Raw genomic sequence first — 16,493 nt, 5'->3', positions numbered from 1 at the left:
GCAGTCCGTCAGCGACGGGAGGAGGCCGCCTTCTTCGCCGGGGCTCTACGGGCGCCCGACTTCGTGGCGGGGGCCCTCTTGGCCGGCGGCGACTTGGCCCGACGCTCCGAGAGCAACTCGGCGGCCCGCGCATCGGTGAGACTCTCCACGGTGTCACCCTTGCGCAGAGACGCGTTGGTCTCGCCGTCGGTCACATAGGGGCCGAACCGGCCGTCCTTGACCAGCATCTGCTTGCCGGAGACCTCGTCGATCCCCATCTCGCGCAGTGCCTTGGGCGCAGCGGCCTGGCGGCCCCGACGCTTGGGCTCGGAGTAGATCTTCAGCGCCTCCTCGAGCGTCACCGTGAACACCGCGTCCTCGGACTCGAGGGTGCGCGAGTCGGTGCCCTTCTTCAGGTACGGCCCGTACCGGCCGAGCTGTGCGGTGATCTCCTCGCCGCTGGCGGGGTCGACGCCGACGACGCGGGGCAGTGACAGGAGCTTGAGCGCGTCCTCCAGCGTGACCGTCGCCGGGTCCATGGACTGCATGAGCGACCCGGTCCGCGGCTTGGGCCCGGTCGGGTTCTCGGAGTCCTTCTTCGCCTTGCGCGTGACCGCGGCCTTGGCCTTCGTGGCGGCCTTCTTGGCCTCTGCCTTGGCCTCGTCGTCCTTCGCCGCGGCGATCGCGGCGTCGCGCTCGGCGTCGATCCGCTTCTTCTCCGCCTCGGCGTCGGCGAGCACCTTCTTCGCCCACGCGGCCTTCTCGGCGTCGCTCGGCTCGGGCAGCTTCTCTGTGACGTAGGGCCCGTAGCGTCCGTCCTTGACGACGATCTCGTGCCCGGTCTCGGGGTCCACGCCCAGCGGACGCCCGTCCTGCGGGGTGGCGAAGAGCTTCTCGGCCACCTCCAGGGTGAGCTCGTCGGGGCTCATACCCTCGGGCAGGTTGGCGCGCTGCGACTCCTCTTCTCCGGACTCGCCCGTCACCATCCGCTCGAGGTACGGACCGTAGCGACCGACGCGCACGTAGACGGGGCGCCCCTCGGCGTCGTCGAACACGCGGATCGAGTTGATGCTGCGGGCGTCGATGGCCTCGAGGTTCACGTCGACGAGGTTCTTCAGCCCCACCGCGTAGTTCGAGTCCGCGTCGCCCTCACCCCCCTCGCCGTGGCCCCCCGGGCCACCGACGCCGAAGTAGAAGCGGCGCAGCCAGTCGCTCCGGTTCTCCCGACCCTCGGCGATCGCGTCGAGCTCGTCCTCCATGAGGGACGTGAAGTCGTAGTCGACGAGCCGGCCGAAGTTCTGCTCGAGCAACCCGACCACCGCGAACGCCACCCAGCTGGGCACGAGCGCGTTGCCGCGCGAGTAGACGTAGCCGCGGTCCTGGATGGTGCGGATGATGCTGGCGTAGGTCGACGGGCGTCCGATGCCCATCTCCTCCATCGCCTTGACGAGGCTGGCCTCGGTGTAGCGGGCCGGCGGGCTGGTGGTGTGGCCCTCGGGCAGGAGGTCCGAGCCGGTGAGGTGCTGTCCCTCGGACAGCTGCGGCAGGCGCCGTTCGGCGTCGTCGGCCATGGGCTTGTCGGCGGACTCGGCGGCATCGTCGGCGGCCTCGACGTAGGCCTTGAGGAAGCCGGGGAACGTGATGGTGCGGCCGGAGGCGGAGAAGGTGGCGCGGGAGTATCCGGAGGCGTTGGCCCCGGCCTCGCCGCTGATGCGGATGCTCACCGAGGTGCCGCGGGCGTCGGCCATCTGGGAGGCGACGGTGCGCTGCCAGATCAGCTCGTAGAGGCGGTACTCCTCCGCGTCCAGCACGCTGTGCAGCTGGCCGGGGGTGGCGAAGGTCTCGCCGGCGGGGCGGATGGCCTCGTGTGCCTCCTGCGAGTTCTTGACCTTGCGCGTGTACTGCCGCGGTGTGGGCGAGACGTACTCGCTGCCGTAGAGCTCCGTGGCCTGCGCGCGGGCGGCGGCGATGCCACCCTCGGACAGGGTGGTGGAGTCGGTTCGCATGTAGGTGATGTAGCCGTTCTCGTACAGCCGCTGCGCGATGCGCATGGTGCGCTCGGAGGTGTACCGGAGCTTGCGGCCGGCCTCCTGTTGGAGGGTCGAGGTCATGAACGGCGCGTAGGGGCGCCGTGTGTAGGGCTTGGACTCGACGGTGTCGACGACGAAGTCGGCACCGTCGAGAGCCCCGGCCAGCGCGCGGGCCGCGGGCTCGTCGAGCACGACGGAGTCCTTGGCTGCGCCGGTGGTCTTCAGCCTGCCGTCCGGGCCGAAGTCACGGCCCTGCGCCACCCGGGCGCCATCGACGGCGGAGAGCTTGGCCGTGAAGCTGCGTGGCTCACCGGCGTCACCTCCGGCCGAGCGCTGCGTCGCCAGGGTTGCGGTGATGTCCCAGTAGTCGGCGGCGACGAACGCCATACGCTCGCGTTCACGCTCGACGATGACGCGGGTGGCCACCGACTGCACACGCCCGGCGGACAGCCGCGGCATGACCTTCTTCCACAGCACGGGCGAGACCTCGTATCCGTAGAGACGGTCGAGGATGCGGCGGGTCTCCTGGGCGTCGACGAGGTCGGTGTCCAGCTCGCGGGTGTTCTCGGCGGCGGCGAGGATGGCGGGCTTGGTGATCTCGTGGAACACCATGCGCTTGACGGGGACCTTGGGCTTGAGCACCTCGAGGAGATGCCAGGCGATCGCCTCACCCTCGCGGTCGGGGTCCGTCGCGAGCAGGAGCTGATCCACCCCCGCGAGCTCCTTCTTGAGCTCGGAGACCTTCTTCTTCTTGTCGGCGCTGACCACGTAGATGGGCTCGAAGTCGTCCTCCGGGTTCACGCCCAGCCGCGCCCACGGCTCCTTCTTGTACTTGGCCGGGATGTCCGCGGCGCCCTTGGGCAGGTCGCGGATGTGACCGACGGAAGCCTCGACCACATAGTCGGACCCCAGATAGGGCTGGATCTTGCGCGCCTTGGTGGCGGACTCGACGATCACCAGGCTCCGCTTGCCGCCCGATGCTGTCTTCTTGCTCGCCACTGGAGTGCTCCCAACCTGCGCTGATCCGTCGGCGACGCCCGCCGTCGACTCCGGTCCCGGTTACGGTACGCGTGCCGGAGCCTTTCCATACAGATTCATACCAGGCCGGTCCGTCACGGGAAGAAACGCGATCCAGCCCTGCGCGGGCACCGTGAGCACGCCCACCCGGACGCCACCACCCCCCGGGACGGTCCGGCCTATCCCTCTATATGCATCGCGCACTCGAGCGCCCCCTCGTCGTCGTTCCCCCCAGCGCACACCGTCGCGAGTGGCGGAGATAGACAGATCGGTCTACGATGAAGAGGAACATCCACGGCCGCGGATTGGAACCTGTTACATTTCCGGCAATTCGGCCGTGGCCGCGGGCTGCGCCCTAAAGGGCGTACCGTCGATGGCCGTACGGGAGCCACGACGAGTCCCGATCATCACGACTTTCTGGAGGTCAGCAGCGGTGGGCAATGCGTCCAAGACCAAGCTGGACAAGGTGGTCATCCGCATCGCGGGTGACTCGGGTGACGGCATGCAGCTCGCCGGTGACCAGTTCACGTCCGAGGCGGCCGCGTTCGGTAACGACCTGGCGACCCAGCCCAACTATCCGGCCGAGATCCGGGCTCCCCAGGGCACCATCCACGGCGTCTCAAGCTTCCAGATCCAGATCGCGGACTACGACATCCTCACCGCCGGTGACCGTCCCGACGTCCTGGTGGCGATGAACCCGGCCGCGCTGAAGGCCAACATCGGCGACCTGCCCTCGGGCGGGATCCTCATCGTCAACTCCGACGAGTTCACCAAGCGGAACCTGACGAAGGTGGGCTACGAGTCCAACCCGCTGGGCTCACCGGCGTTCGAGGCGTTCCAGGTGCACGAGGTCGCGATGAGCACGCTGACCATCGGCGCCGTGGAGTCGGTCGACATCGGCAAGAAGGACGCCGAGCGCTGCAAGAACATGTTCGCGCTCGGTCTGCTGATGTGGATGTACGGGCGCACGGTCGACTCGATCGAGAAGTTCCTGGCCGACAAGTTCGGCAAGAAGCCGACCATCCTCGAGGCCAACACCCTGGCGCTGCGGGCGGGCTGGAACTACGGCGAGACCACCGAGGCGTTCGCGTCGGAGTACGAGATCGCCCCCGCCAAGCTCCCCGCGGGCCGCTACCGTCAGGTCACCGGCAACACCGCCCTGGCCTACGGCCTGGTCACCGCCGGCATCTCGGCCGACATGCCGGTCTTCCTGGGCACCTACCCCATCACCCCGGCCTCGGACATCCTGCACGAGCTCAGCAAGCTCAAGCAGTTCGACGTGACCACCTTCCAGGCCGAGGACGAGATCGCCGGAATCGCCTCCGCGCTCGGCGCCTCCTATGGTGGCGCGCTGGGCGTGACCTCGACCTCCGGGCCGGGTCTGGCCCTGAAGTCCGAGGCGATCGGCCTGGCCGTCATGACCGAGTTGCCGTTGGTCATCATCGACGTCCAGCGCGGCGGTCCCTCGACCGGCCTGCCCACCAAGACCGAGCAGTCCGACCTGCTGCAGGCGCTGTTCGGCCGCAACGGTGAGTCGCCGGTGGCCGTGGTGGCCCCCCAGTCCCCCGCGGACTGCTTCGACGCCGCCCGCGAGGCCGCCCGCATCGCGGTCACCTACCGCACGCCGGTCATCCTGCTCTCGGACGGCGCGATCGCCAACGGCTCCGAGCCGTGGCTGCTGCCCGAGGTCGACGCGCTGCCGAAGATCGACAGGAACCTTGCCACCGCACCCGAGGCGGGCGAGGAGGGCGCGACGGTCCCCGACTACCTGCCCTACGCCCGTGACCCGGAGACCCTCGCCCGCGACTGGGCCGTGCCCGGTACCGCGGGCCTCGAGCACCGCATCGGTGGCCTGGAGAAGGCCAACGGCACCGGCAACATCTCCTACACGCCGGACAACCATGACCTGATGACCCGCACGCGCGCCCTGCGCATCGCGCGCATCGACGTGCCGGACCTCGAGGTCGACGACCCGTCGGGAGAGGCCGACGTCCTCGTCGTGGGATGGGGCTCGTCCTACGGCCCCATCGGCGAGGCCGTGCGCCGCGCCCGCGCCAACGGCCACCGCGTGGCCCGCGCACACGTGCGTCACCTCAACCCGCTGCCCCACAACATCGGCGAGGTGCTGGGGTGCTACCGCCGCGTGCTGGTGCCGGAGATGAACCTCGGTCAGCTGTCGATGCTGCTCAAGGCCCGCTTCCCCGCCAACATCCAGCCCATCACCAAGGTGCACGGCATGGCGTTCTCCGCCGAGGAGCTGCAGAACGCCATCGAAGCCGAGTTCGCCGGCCGCCTCTCCCACGCCGAGCACGACAAGTACCGTGTCGCGCTCGACGGGGTCGTCACCACCACCGGTGAGCCCGCGGCCCGCGCCCGGCAGATCGGTCACACCGCCACCGGCACCACCACCGCCAACCGAACCCGCTGAAACAGACGAGCGAGGAGAGGACCCCCATGACAACAACCGAACCCGGACTCGTCGGCACCAAGCTGCCGCTCGACGCGCTGTCCTCGGTCCCCAAGACCGACGCGCCGCAGAAGCCCAAGGACTACACCTCCGACCAGGAGGTGCGCTGGTGCCCGGGCTGTGGCGATTACGTCATCCTGGCCACCATCCGCGCGCTGCTGCCCAAGCTCGGCCTCAAGCGCGAGAACATCACCTTCATCTCCGGCATCGGTTGCTCGAGCCGCTTCCCGTACTACCTCGAGACGTACGGCATGCATTCGATCCACGGCCGCGCCCCGGCCATCGCCACCGGCCTGGCCACCACCCGCCCCGACCAGTCGGTGTGGGTCGTCACCGGCGACGGCGACGCCATGTCCATCGGCGGCAACCACCTGATCCACACCCTGCGCCGCAACGTGAACATGAACATCCTCATGTTCAACAACCGGATCTACGGCCTGACCAAGGGCCAGTACTCCCCCACCTCCGAAACCGGCAAGGTCACCAAGTCCAGCCCCATGGGCTCATTGGACCACCCGTTCAACACCCTGTCACTGGCACTGGGCGCCCAGGGCACCTTCGTGGCCCGCGCCCTGGACTCGGACCGCAAGGGCCTGACCGAGGTCCTCGAGGCCGCCGCCCGCCACCGCGGCACCAGCTTCGTGGAGATCATGCAGGACTGCCCGATCTTCAACGACGGCTCCTTCGACCTGCTGCGCAAGGAGGACGCCGCCGACCACCTCATCCCGGTGCGCCACGGCGAGAAGATCATCTTCGGCGACTCCGGCCAGCACTGCGTGGTCCGCCGCGGCTTCTCACTGGCCGTGGCCGCCACCGCGGACGTCGACGAGGCCGACATCGTGGTCCACGACGCCCACACCGACGACCCGACCTACGCCCACGCCCTGGCCAACCTGTCCAGCCAGGACCTGGAGTACACGGTCACCGGCATCATCCGCCAGGTCGCCCGCGACACCTACGACGACCTCGCCCGCGGGCAGGTCGAGCACGCCAAGCAGATCGCCACCAGCGATCTGCAGGCCCTCCTCGACGGCTCCAGCACCTGGACCGTCGAGTAGGACGCCGCACCGCCCGCGCCGCGTCCCGCGAGGCCGACGGCGCACGCGCCACCGCTCACGGTGGGCGGTCACCGGCTCACACGCGCCTGGTGACCGTCCCCGTGACGCGTCCGCGGGTGTCCCACGTGCGCTCGACCACGTCGGCGGAGCCGTGCTGGTCCACGCGGACCGCGGTCGTCGACCGGGTGCCGTAGCTCCCGCCGATGCGGACGAACCTCGACGACAACCGCCACTCGTGCGTCAGGGGCACGCCGGTGCGGGGCATCGTCCACGGCGCGGCCGGGCGGCGGTCCGCCAGCACGTCGAGCAGTGCCCGCGACCAGTCCGGGCCCTCCATGAGGTCGGTGCCCAGCAGCGTCCGCACGTCACGGACCGCGCCGACGACCTTGGGCCACGGCGTGTTGAGGGCCGCGTTGGACAAGCCGTGGACGCCGTCGTCGAGAGGCAACGGGCCGCGGGTGGACCGGTTGGAGGCCCACCACATGGCGTCGAGGTCACCGGCGAGGAGGTTGACGCCCCCGTAGGCGTCGAGGCCGTCGACGACGTGGTGGGCGAACTCCGTGACCGGCACCGGCCCGGTGAGCGCATCGACCGGCAACTCACCACGCGACGCCGGCGCGGGGATCGCCGGCCCGGGCTCGCGGACATTGGTGACCGCGGCGAACCGCCCGCCCGGCGCCAGCGCCATCCAGGTTCCCCCAGCGGTGATGTCCCGGCCGGCGACGATGTCCGCGGCACCGTCGTGCTCCAGCGTCCACTCGTGGAGCGGCTCGGTGGGCCGGGCGAGGACCTCGTCCCGGTTGGCCACCACGATGAGGGGATAGCGGGGGTGGACCCGGCAGGCGACCACGAGCATGCACATACCCCCACGGTACGTCGACCTGCGACGGGGCAGCGCGACGCCGGGGGCGGGTCGGCGCGCGGCGGGGGTGTGCAGCGCCGCGTCAGCCGGGCCAGTGCTCCGCGGGCACCCCGACGGGTGGTGCGCCGATGTTCTGCGCCAGCCGCGCCCGCGCCTTGGCCGTCCCCAGTCGCAGCAGCGGGCCGCCGCCCTTCGACCCGACGTACGTCGTCCGGATGCCGACCCGCTCCAGCGCCGCACGCAGCGCGTCCCGCCGTGGGGCGTGGTGCTCCAGCCCGGCGTCGATGCCCAACTCGACCACACCGGTGTCCGTGATGTGGCCGGCGGTGAGGACCCAGACGCGCAGCGCCCCGGCCGAGGGGGTCCACCCCTCCGGGACCGCGGTGACGGCGCCCCGCCTCCAGCGGCGCACCACCGGCGCCAGCACCGACGTCCGCGCCGTGGAGACCGTGCACCGGCCGTCGGGATCCGGGTCGGAGCGCACGGGATCCAGCCCCGCCTGCGTCAGGATCGTCTCGAACGCGTCTGCCCGCCACGCGGCGTCGAGCGCCACCGACACCTGCGCCACCTCGCCGGCCAGGGTGGACTGGCCGCGGGCGGCCAGGACGCCCTCGAGGTCCGAGGGGTCGGGGACATGGTCGTCCGCGGCGAAGAACGACAGCTGCGTCACGGCTCCGAGCCTACGGTCGGCCCCGGACACCTCCGACCCCGACACGGCACGAGGCCCCCACCGCGAGCGCGGTGGGGGCCTCGTCGTGTCGGACCTGATCGGTCAGAGGGCGCGGACCTCCTGCGCCTGCGGGCCCTTCTGACCCTCGCCCACCTCGAACTCGACGCGCTGGTTCTCCTCGAGCGACTTGAAGCCGGTGCCCTCGATGGAGGAGTAGTGGACGAAGAGGTCGGCGGAACCGTCCTCGGGGGCGATGAACCCGTAGCCCTTCTCCGCGTTGAACCACTTGACGGTGCCCTGTGCCATGTTTACTGCGTTCCTTTTCCGTACTGCCAGGTGCGACTCGCGGGATGGCCGCGCGTGTCGGGCCGACGCCCCCGTTCACCGGCTGCCCGGTGGGCGGTTGTGACGACCGGCTCCAGTAGACCACGACAACAGCGTGAGGAGTACAGATCTTGGGGACGTCGGTCCTCCGCCGGTCGCGAATCGACCGGCGGGGCGGAGCCCTCTACGGTCGAAGGGTGACGACTTACGGACGCGAACTCCTGGGCCACCTGCTGGACCAGCTCCCGGCCGGTCCGTCGCCACTGACCCACGCCGCCGACCTGCCCGCCCGCGAGGCGCGGTACGCCGACTGGCCCACCTGGGCCCACCCGGGCCTGGTCGACGAACTGCGCGCCCGGGGCGTCGACCGGCCCTGGGCCCACCAGGTCGCCACCGCCGAACACGCGCACGCCGGTCGACACGTCGTGGTGGCGACGGGAACCGCGTCCGGGAAGTCGCTCGGCTACCAGCTGCCCGCGCTGAGCGCACTCGCCGAGGACCCCAACGCCTGCGTGCTCTACCTGGCCCCGACCAAGGCCCTCGGGCAGGACCAGCTCTCGTCGGTGATCTCGCTGGTGGACTCCGTGCCCGGGCTCTCTCACGTCGCACCCGCCTCCTACGACGGAGACACCCCGTCCGACGCCCGACCCTTCATCCGGGAGAACTCGCGGTGGATCGTCACCAACCCGGACATGCTCCACCTGTCGATGCTCGGCAGGGCCCGCCAATGGACACGGATCCTGCGGGGGCTCCGCTTTGTCGTCGTCGACGAATGTCACTCCTACCGCGGTGTGTTCGGCTCCAACGTCGCCCTGGTCCTACGACGGCTCGACAGGTTGGCCCGCGCCCTGGGCGCGGCGCCGACCTTCATCCTGGCGTCCGCCACCACCTCCGAGGCCGGGGCCGCCGCCACCACGCTGGTCGGCCGCGAGTGCGTGGAGGTCACCGACGACGCCTCGCCCCAGGGCGGCCGCACCGTCGCGCTGTGGGAACCGCCGCTGATGGAAGGGGTGGCCGGCGAGCACGGCGCGCCCGTCCGCCGACCCGCGCCCGTCGAGGCGTCGGCGCTCATGGCGTCCCTGGTGGCCGAGGGCGCACGCACCCTGACGTTCGTCCGCTCCCGCGCCGGTGCGGAATCCACCGCGCTGCGCGCCCGCGAGCGCCTGGCCTCGGAATACGGGGCGCGCGGACTCGAACTCGCCGGCCGCATCGCCGCCTACCGCGCGGGCTACCTCGCCGACGATCGCCGCGAACTCGAACGCGGCCTCGCCGAGGGCGAACTGGTGGGCGTGGCCTCGACCTCCGCGCTCGAGCTGGGCGTGGACATCTCCGGTCTGGACGCCGTGGTGAGCGCGGGATTCCCCGGCACGATCGCCTCGTTCTGGCAGCAGGCCGGCCGCGCCGGGCGCCGCGGCCAGGGCGCGCTCGTCATGCTGGTCGCGCGCGACGACCCTCTGGACACCTATCTCGTCCACCACCCCGAGGCTCTGCTGAGCCGGCCCGTCGAGGCCACCGTCACCGACCCCCGCAACCCCGTCCTGCTGGCCGGGCAGCTGCGGTGCGCGGTGAGCGAGCGGCCGATGTCCCACGAGGAGGCGCGGGCGTGGGGCGCCACCGAGGTGCTCGAGGACCTCGCCGCGCGCGGGCTCGTGCGGCGCCGACCCGCGGGCTGGTACCCGGCCGCCGACGACCACACCCCGCACGCCGAGGTCGACATCCGCGGCACGGGCGGCGCGGAGGTCGTGATCGTCGACGCGGTGGACGGCCGGATGCTCGGCACGATCGATTCCGTCCGCGCCCGCTCGCAGGTCCACCCCGGCGCGCTGTACCTGCACCAGGGCGAGTCGTTCATCGTCGACGAACTCGACCTCGACGAGGGGTTGGCGCTGTGCCACCCCGAGGTGCCGGAGTGGACGACCTCCGCGCGCGAGCAGGTGTCGATCGACCTCATCGAGACGCTGGAGACGGTGCCGGCCGGGCCGGTGACCCTGTCGCTGGCCGACGTGGAGGTCACCACCCGCGTCACCGGCTACCAGCGGCGACTGCGCGGCGGGGAGATCCTCGACGTGCCCCCGCTGGACCTGCCCGAGACGACCCTCGCCACGCGGGCGGTGGTCTACACGCTCACCCCGCAACTCCTGCGCGTGGCCGGGCTCGAGGAGGCGGACTGGCCGGGGGCACTGCACGCGGCCGAGCACGCCGCGATCGGCCTGCTGCCCCTGGTCGCCACGTGCGACCGCTGGGACATCGGCGGGGTCTCCACCGCCCTGCACCCCGACACCGGCCTGCCCACGGTGTTCGTCTACGACGGTTACGCCGGCGGGGCGGGTTTCGCCGAGCGGGGATTCCGCCGCGCGACCTCGTGGCTGCGGGCGACCCTCGACGCGATCCGCGCCTGCGAGTGCGAATCCGGATGCCCCTCCTGCATCCAGTCGCCCAAGTGCGGCAACGGCAACGACCCGCTCTCCAAGCCGGGCGCGATCGCGCTGCTCACGGAGGTGGTCGGGCAACTCGCCGGGGTCGCCGGGTAGCGGGCCGCCGGTCGACCGCCCACCGCGGCCCGGACCCACGTAGGCCCAGGTCTCACCTGGGCCGGGTCTCACACCGGCCCCGCCCGCGCGACCGCCGACACCGCTCGCGAGCCGAGAACGCCGAGATCCACGTGCACCTCGGCCCGGGCCACCAGGTCGTGGCCGTCGACCGTGCACACCGGCAAGTCCGCGCCGTTCGCGGCGGCGATCCCGGACGCCGCCGTGCACGGGTCGAGGCCCTCGCGGAGCGCGTGCGCGCCGGCCAGTGCGGCCAGGTCCGCGGCGGATCGGGCGGCATGCGTGGCCACTGCCGCCCGTCCCACCAACAGAACGGCCACGGCCAGCGCCAGGACGGCCGCCACCGCGAAGGCGGTCGCCACGGTCATGGCCCCCTCGTCGTCGTCACCCACCCGGCGCCACCCCGTGCGCACGGCTACGACGGCGCGTCGGCAGGCTGCCGCACTACGCCCCGTCACAGCACGACGCCCGGCCACGGCGCCACGCCCGGTCATGGCGCAGCGCCCGGCTCGGCGCGCGCCACGGCCCGACCGCGTAACTCCACGCCGGGCAGGCCCCGCGCCGGCGCCACGACCTCGGCCGTGACGGCTCCCCCGCCGCCGACGACCGAGACGTCGGCACCGGGCGCGGCAACCCGGCCGGCCGCCGTGCCCTCCTCCACCCCGGACATCGCGGCCACCCGCGCCGCCTCGCGGGCGGCGTCGACCATCCTGATCTGCGTCAACGCGGCGCCGGCACCGGCGGCGGCGAGCGCGACCACCACCACGAGGGAGGCGATCCCGAGGGCGGCCTCGACGGTCACCGACCCGTCGTCGCGGGCCGCCGCCGCGCGGAGCCGTCGCGGCACCGTCACACCGAGGTGTTGAGAGCCTGCTCGATGATGCCGCCGAGCGCGTCCGGGATCGAGTCGCCGCTGACGACCGTGTACAGCACGGCCCCGAACGCCGCCGCGGCGATGGTCCCGACGGCATATTCGACGGTGGACATCCCCGCGTCCGCGCTGGTCATCGCGTGGAATCGGCGATGCAGGGCGGAACGGGCGCGCGCCACCGCCGCCGTCGGGGCGGCGAGAGTCCGGGTGGCGAGAGTCCGGGTGGCGAGAGTCCGGGTGGCGAGGGTGGCGGTCTGATGGGTGTGGTGAGTGGACATGCGGTTTCTCCTTCTTCACTGACCGGGGCGGCGTCTCCGCCCCGGAATCCGAGTGGCCGGCGGCGCTGCTCACGGCATGACCCCCGGCAGCATCCCGTCGGCCAGACCCACCACGACGGGGAGCACGCCAAGGCAGACGAACGCGGGCAGGAAGCACAGGCCGAGGGGCCCGGCCACGAGGACGGAGGCGCGCTCGGCGCGGGCGGTCGCGGCGGCGTCGGCCTCGGAGCGCATCCGTGCGGCGGCGTGCTCCAGCGCGGAGCGGACCGACCCGCCGCCGTCGCCCGCGCGGATCAGCACAGGAGCGACGGGGGCCAGCCGGGCGGCGCCCGGGACGTCCCGCCAGGCCTCGGCCGACGTCGCGCCTAGCCGCATGCGGGCGGCCGCCGCGCGCAGGGGTTCCGCGGCGTCGGGGTCGGAGTGCTCGACGGCGTCGGCGACCGCGGACAGTGCGTCCGGCGTGGGCAGGCCCGCGAGCAGGGCGACCGCGAGCAAGTCCAGCAGGTGGGCGAGCACCTCGGTGTCGGCTGGGGCGTGGCGGCGCCGGGTGAGCGGGGCCACCAGGCGCACCACTGGACCGGCGATGCGGCCCGTCAACGCCGCGGCCGCGGACGTCGCCACGCCGTGCGGGCGCCCCGGCGCCGCGTGCTGCCGAGCAGGCCCCGCGGGGTCGGGGAGGACCGCGTCGAGTCTCTCGGCGGCCCGCGGGCGCCACGGCGCGATGCACACCGCGGCGGCGAGTAGGAGAACTGCCGGGCTCACCTGCCCGCCCCGCCCGCGATCCGGTCGGTCCACACCAGACCGGCCGCGAGGAGAACCGCCCCTGCCAGGCACAGGGCGCCGCCGAGTGTCCCGCCCAGCAGGACGCCCAGGGGGTCGGCTCCGAAACCCGCGCCGAGCAGCACGCCCAGGCCGGGCAGGGCGGTGAGGATGACGGCGGTGGCTCGGGGTCCGGCGAGGGTGGCGTGCGTCCGGACGGCGCGCTCGCGGCGGGAGGCCACGTCGGCGCGGAGACCGTCCACGACGTCGGCGAGCTCGACCCCGTGCCGGGTCGCGAGCAGCCAGGCCCCGGCGAGCTCGCCGGGGACACGGTCGCCCCCGAGGTCACGCTTCGAACCGTCGGCGGTGGCCGCGGCGGCCGGACCGGTCGTGGTGGTCGCGGCGGGTCGCAGCGCCGCGGTGACGTCGCCGCCCAGGCGGGCGTGCGATCCGGCGGCGGCGAGGATGTTCCCGACCTGCGGGTCGTGGGCAGCGGCCGCGTCAGCGGCCCGGCCGAGGGCGGCCCCCGGCCCGGCGCCCGCCCGGAGGGCGGAGGCGGCGTCGTCCAGCGCGCGCTCCCACGCGCCCAACCGCGTGAGGCGGCCGCGGCGTTCGGTGGCGCGGCCGTGCAGGTCGGCGGCGACACCGCCGAGCACCGCGGCCGCGCAGGCGTGCAGTGGTCCGGCGCCGACCAGGCCGACCAGCCCCGCCGCGACCGGCCACGAGAGGCTCGCCGGAACCTGCAGGACGAGGCCGCCCAGCGCGCCGATGCGCTGGGCGGCGCCGGTCGCGGCTCCGCCAGCCGCGGCTCCGGCACCCGCGGAACCGGTCGCCCCGCCCGCGGCACCGTCGCCCGCGGCCCGGTCGAACCCACCGGACTCGAGCGCCGCCAGCCGGTCAGCCGCGCGCCCGCCCGGCCACACCAGCAGCGCGACGGCCACCAGCACCAGCGCGGCCGTCATCGGACGCGCTCCGCGAGCATCGCGTCGAGGGCCGCACGACCGGGCACGTCTCCCCCGTCGGCACGCCAGGCCGGGTCCACCACGATCCCCTGTGCCTCGCGGCGCACCACCCCGATCGAGTCGACGCCGCGCATCCCGTCGGGCAGGCGGCGCATGCCCACCACGACTCGCAGCGACGCGGCAACCTGGGCGGACAGCGCGGCGCGATCCAGACCGCCGAGGGCACCGAGCGCCTCCAGTCGCGCGGGCAGCTCGGTCGGCGAGTTGGCGTGGACCGTGCCCGCGCTCCCGTCGTGGCCGGTGTTGAGGGCGGCGAGCAGGTCGGCGACCTCGCCGCCGCGGACCTCGCCCACGGCGATGCGGTCGGGCCGCATGCGCAGCGCCTGCCGGACGAGGTCGGCCATCGTCACCTCGCCGGCGCCCTCGACGTTGCCGTGCCGCACCACGAGCCTGACGACGTGCGGGTGCGCGGGTCGCAGCTCGGGCGAGTCCTCGACACACAGCAGCCGCTCCGAGTCCGGGACCAGCCCCAGCAGCGCGGCGAGCAGTGTGGTCTTGCCGGAACCGGTGCCGCCCACGACGAGGTAGCCGACCCGGGCCGCGACGAGCGCGCGGAGCAGCGGCTCGGCGTCGTCGGGGACGGTGCCCGCGGCCACGAGCCGGTCGAACGTCGACTGCGCCGGCCTCGACACCCGTAGCGACAGGCACGTCCCGTCGACGGCGACCGGAGGAAGGACCGCGTGCAGCCGCCACGCCATACCGTCGCGCGACCGCACCACGCCGTCGGCCCAGGGGCGAGCGTCGTCGAGCCGCTGGCCCGCCCGCCCGGCCAGTCGCACCGCGAGCGCGCGCAGCTCGGCCTCGGTCGGCACCACGACGTCGGTCTCCTCGAGCCCCCGACCGCGATCGACCAGCGCGGGGCCCGGTCCGTCGACCACCACGTCGGTCACCCCGGGACTGGCGAGCAGCGCCTCGAGCGGCCCGGCGCCGGCGAGGTGTTCGCGGACGAGCCGGGCGGTGCGCAGTAGGTCGAGGTGTCCGTGGAGGACGCCGGACTCGGCGCGCACCGCGCGGACCACCTCGTCGGGTTCGGGATCCACGCCCAGGCCGGCGAGGCGCGCGCGGACGCGGTCGACCAGGTCGGCGGGCGGGGCGCCGGGGTCCTCAGCGCTCACCGGCGCCCACCTCCCCGAGCAGGGTGTCGGCGAGTGCGCACAGCCGCCGCATCCCGCCCGCGCGACCGCGACGCAGCGCATCGGCCAGCTCGCCGGCGCCGGCCGCGCGCCGCACGGAGCCGATCTCGGGCAGCACGTGCCACCGCTGAGCCCCCACCGATCCGGCGACGTCGGCCGCATGCAGGGGGTCACCGCGCCCGGTCCGGATCACCAACGCCGCGCCGGGTGACCGCCGCACCGCCCGTCGGGCCGCGACCGCGCCCTGGAGGTCGGCCCTGGTGACGACGACGACGAGGTCAGCCTCGTCGCGCACCGGCCCGCAGTCCTCGGCGCCGCCGGAATCGCTCACCGCGAGTCCGCTGCCCGCCCGGTGGGCCAGCACGGCACCCGGTCCGCCATCGGGGGCGGGGGCGGGGTCGGCGTCCGCCGGACGGCTTCTGGACCTGGCCAGTACCCGCAGTCCCGGCAGCACCTCGGGTGCCGCGCCCCACAGGGCGTCGGGGTCGGGCCCGCCCAGGTCGGCCCGGACATCCTCAACGCGCAGGCCGGAGTGGTCCTCCGTCCCCAGCAGCAGGTCGACGCCGGTGCCGTGCGGGTCCGTCTCCACCAGAAGGGTCCGGTGAGACGGCGCGGCACGGACCGCCATCGCTGCCGCGAGCGTGCTGGCCCCGCAACCGCCCACCGCGCCGACGACCACCACCACCGCTCCCGCCCGGGTCGGCACCGGCGCGAGCAGCACCCCCACGAGATCGCCGGTCCCGGACGGCAGGCGGATCACCTCGTCGTCGTCACCCGGATCGCGGTCCGAGCCGACCCGCACGACCCGTGACCCGCCGGTTCCCACCCTCCCCGCGGCGGCGTCCGACACGGCACCGCCGGCACCGCTGGCACGGTCGCCGTCGCGGTCCACGCGCTCGGCGGCGCGGTCGGTCACCAGGACGTCGGCGGGCCCCGTCCCCGGTTCCATCGCCAGGGCGGCCAGCACCGCGCGCACGTCGGCGTCCAGGTCGGGATCGGTGATCTCCACCGCGACGGTCAGCGCTCTCGTAGTCGTGTCCACGGCGCCCACCCTCGCCCATGCCGGCGACCGTCGACCCCGCCGCGACGCGGGACGGCGGTCGGCCTGTGGAGGGGGACGGGGCTGTGGAGAACGCGCGGGGCGGGGCGCTCGTGGCGCACTCACCCGTGGTGTCGACGCGGTCTTCGGGCCCGCTCAGTCGCAGCCGCCCAGCCTTCCCAATCGCAGCCGCACGCGAACATGGCGTCTCGCGCAGCCCGCGGCGGGTGCGAGACGCCATCCCGGGGAGCGGCTGCGAATGCCCGTGGCGCCTTCGGATACCCACAAATGCGAGAAACCGCGGCAGGGGGTGCCGCGGTTTCTCAAAGCCTCAGTTCTCGGGGGGATGAACTGAGCACCTGTAGGGGGATGCCCCGTTAAGGGCACATCCAGTATCACCCATCTGCGTGGGCAACACAAGGACCGTATCGTGGG

The 16,493-nt window shown here is 73.3% G+C and carries 14 protein-coding genes; 3 read left to right on the top strand and 11 right to left on the bottom strand.

What is annotated here, in order from left to right; translation table 11 throughout:
- Positions 1–8 precede the first annotated feature (8 nt).
- Complete coding sequence (gene topA / locus VYL96_RS02600) at positions 9–3,008, bottom strand: type I DNA topoisomerase (RefSeq protein ID WP_061914163.1); 3,000 nt, start codon at positions 3,006–3,008, stop codon at positions 9–11.
- 451 nt (positions 3,009–3,459) lie between these two features.
- On the opposite strand from topA, the gene VYL96_RS02595 reads away from it, so the two are divergent.
- Both VYL96_RS02595 and VYL96_RS02590 read left to right on the top strand, forming a co-directional pair.
- The gene (locus tag VYL96_RS02595; RefSeq protein WP_061914161.1) at positions 3,460–5,454 is read left to right on the top strand and encodes a 2-oxoacid:acceptor oxidoreductase subunit alpha; all 1,995 of its coding nucleotides are present in this window, start codon (positions 3,460–3,462) and stop codon (positions 5,452–5,454) included.
- A 26-nt stretch (positions 5,455–5,480) separates the two neighbouring features.
- A complete protein-coding gene (locus VYL96_RS02590) occupies positions 5,481–6,551 on the top strand; it encodes a 2-oxoacid:ferredoxin oxidoreductase subunit beta (protein ID WP_061914159.1) in 1,071 nt (356 codons plus the stop codon).
- Between the two features lie 76 nt (positions 6,552–6,627).
- Here VYL96_RS02590 and VYL96_RS02585 read toward each other — a convergent pair whose 3' ends face one another.
- From VYL96_RS02585 to VYL96_RS02575, 3 genes are all read right to left on the bottom strand, one after another.
- Entirely contained in the window at positions 6,628–7,413 is a 786-nt protein-coding gene (locus VYL96_RS02585; RefSeq protein ID WP_131885816.1) for an NRDE family protein, read from the bottom strand.
- Between the two features lie 82 nt (positions 7,414–7,495).
- Complete coding sequence (locus VYL96_RS02580; RefSeq protein WP_207913567.1) at positions 7,496–8,083, bottom strand: hypothetical protein; 588 nt, start codon at positions 8,081–8,083, stop codon at positions 7,496–7,498.
- A gap of 102 nt (positions 8,084–8,185) precedes the next feature.
- On the bottom strand, positions 8,186–8,389 hold the full coding sequence (locus VYL96_RS02575) for a cold-shock protein (RefSeq protein WP_007628711.1): 204 nt from the start codon (positions 8,387–8,389) through the stop codon (positions 8,186–8,188).
- A 215-nt stretch (positions 8,390–8,604) separates the two neighbouring features.
- Between VYL96_RS02575 and VYL96_RS02570 the strand changes: the two genes are divergently transcribed.
- On the top strand, positions 8,605–10,938 hold the full coding sequence (locus VYL96_RS02570) for a DNA 3'-5' helicase SftH (RefSeq protein WP_131885814.1): 2,334 nt from the start codon (positions 8,605–8,607) through the stop codon (positions 10,936–10,938).
- Positions 10,939–11,006: 68 nt separating this feature from the next.
- Here the strand turns inward: VYL96_RS02570 and VYL96_RS02565 are convergent, their stop codons facing one another.
- From VYL96_RS02565 to VYL96_RS02535, 7 genes are all read right to left on the bottom strand, one after another.
- Positions 11,007–11,348 (bottom strand): Rv3654c family TadE-like protein, encoded by a 342-nt coding sequence (locus tag VYL96_RS02565; RefSeq protein WP_311199411.1) that lies wholly within the window; start codon positions 11,346–11,348, stop codon positions 11,007–11,009.
- Between the two features lie 98 nt (positions 11,349–11,446).
- Positions 11,447–11,809 carry a TadE family type IV pilus minor pilin gene (locus tag VYL96_RS02560; protein ID WP_061227521.1) on the bottom strand — a complete coding sequence of 121 codons (363 nt, stop codon included), beginning with the start codon at positions 11,807–11,809 and terminating at the stop codon, positions 11,447–11,449.
- On the bottom strand, positions 11,806–11,964 hold the full coding sequence (locus VYL96_RS02555; protein ID WP_082904216.1) for a DUF4244 domain-containing protein: 159 nt from the start codon (positions 11,962–11,964) through the stop codon (positions 11,806–11,808). The genes VYL96_RS02560 and VYL96_RS02555 overlap by 4 nt, the downstream gene beginning before the upstream one ends.
- 210 nt (positions 11,965–12,174) lie before the next feature.
- The gene (locus VYL96_RS02550; protein ID WP_165001089.1) at positions 12,175–12,867 is read right to left on the bottom strand and encodes a type II secretion system F family protein; all 693 of its coding nucleotides are present in this window, start codon (positions 12,865–12,867) and stop codon (positions 12,175–12,177) included.
- Complete coding sequence (locus VYL96_RS02545) at positions 12,864–13,826, bottom strand: type II secretion system F family protein (RefSeq protein ID WP_061914150.1); 963 nt, start codon at positions 13,824–13,826, stop codon at positions 12,864–12,866. Before VYL96_RS02545 ends, VYL96_RS02550 begins: the two co-directional genes overlap by 4 nt.
- Entirely contained in the window at positions 13,823–15,001 is a 1,179-nt protein-coding gene (locus VYL96_RS02540; protein ID WP_043567754.1) for a TadA family conjugal transfer-associated ATPase, read from the bottom strand. The genes VYL96_RS02545 and VYL96_RS02540 overlap by 4 nt, the downstream gene beginning before the upstream one ends.
- On the bottom strand, positions 14,991–16,061 hold the full coding sequence (locus VYL96_RS02535) for a CpaE-like family protein (RefSeq protein WP_131885813.1): 1,071 nt from the start codon (positions 16,059–16,061) through the stop codon (positions 14,991–14,993). The genes VYL96_RS02540 and VYL96_RS02535 overlap by 11 nt, the downstream gene beginning before the upstream one ends.
- Positions 16,062–16,493 lie beyond the last annotated feature (432 nt).

The organism is Dietzia maris (assembly GCF_036287335.1).
Lineage (GTDB): Bacteria > Actinomycetota > Actinomycetes > Mycobacteriales > Mycobacteriaceae > Dietzia > Dietzia cinnamea.
Note: the sequence above shows the minus strand (reverse complement) of the source record. Positions and strands in the feature narration are given on the sequence as shown.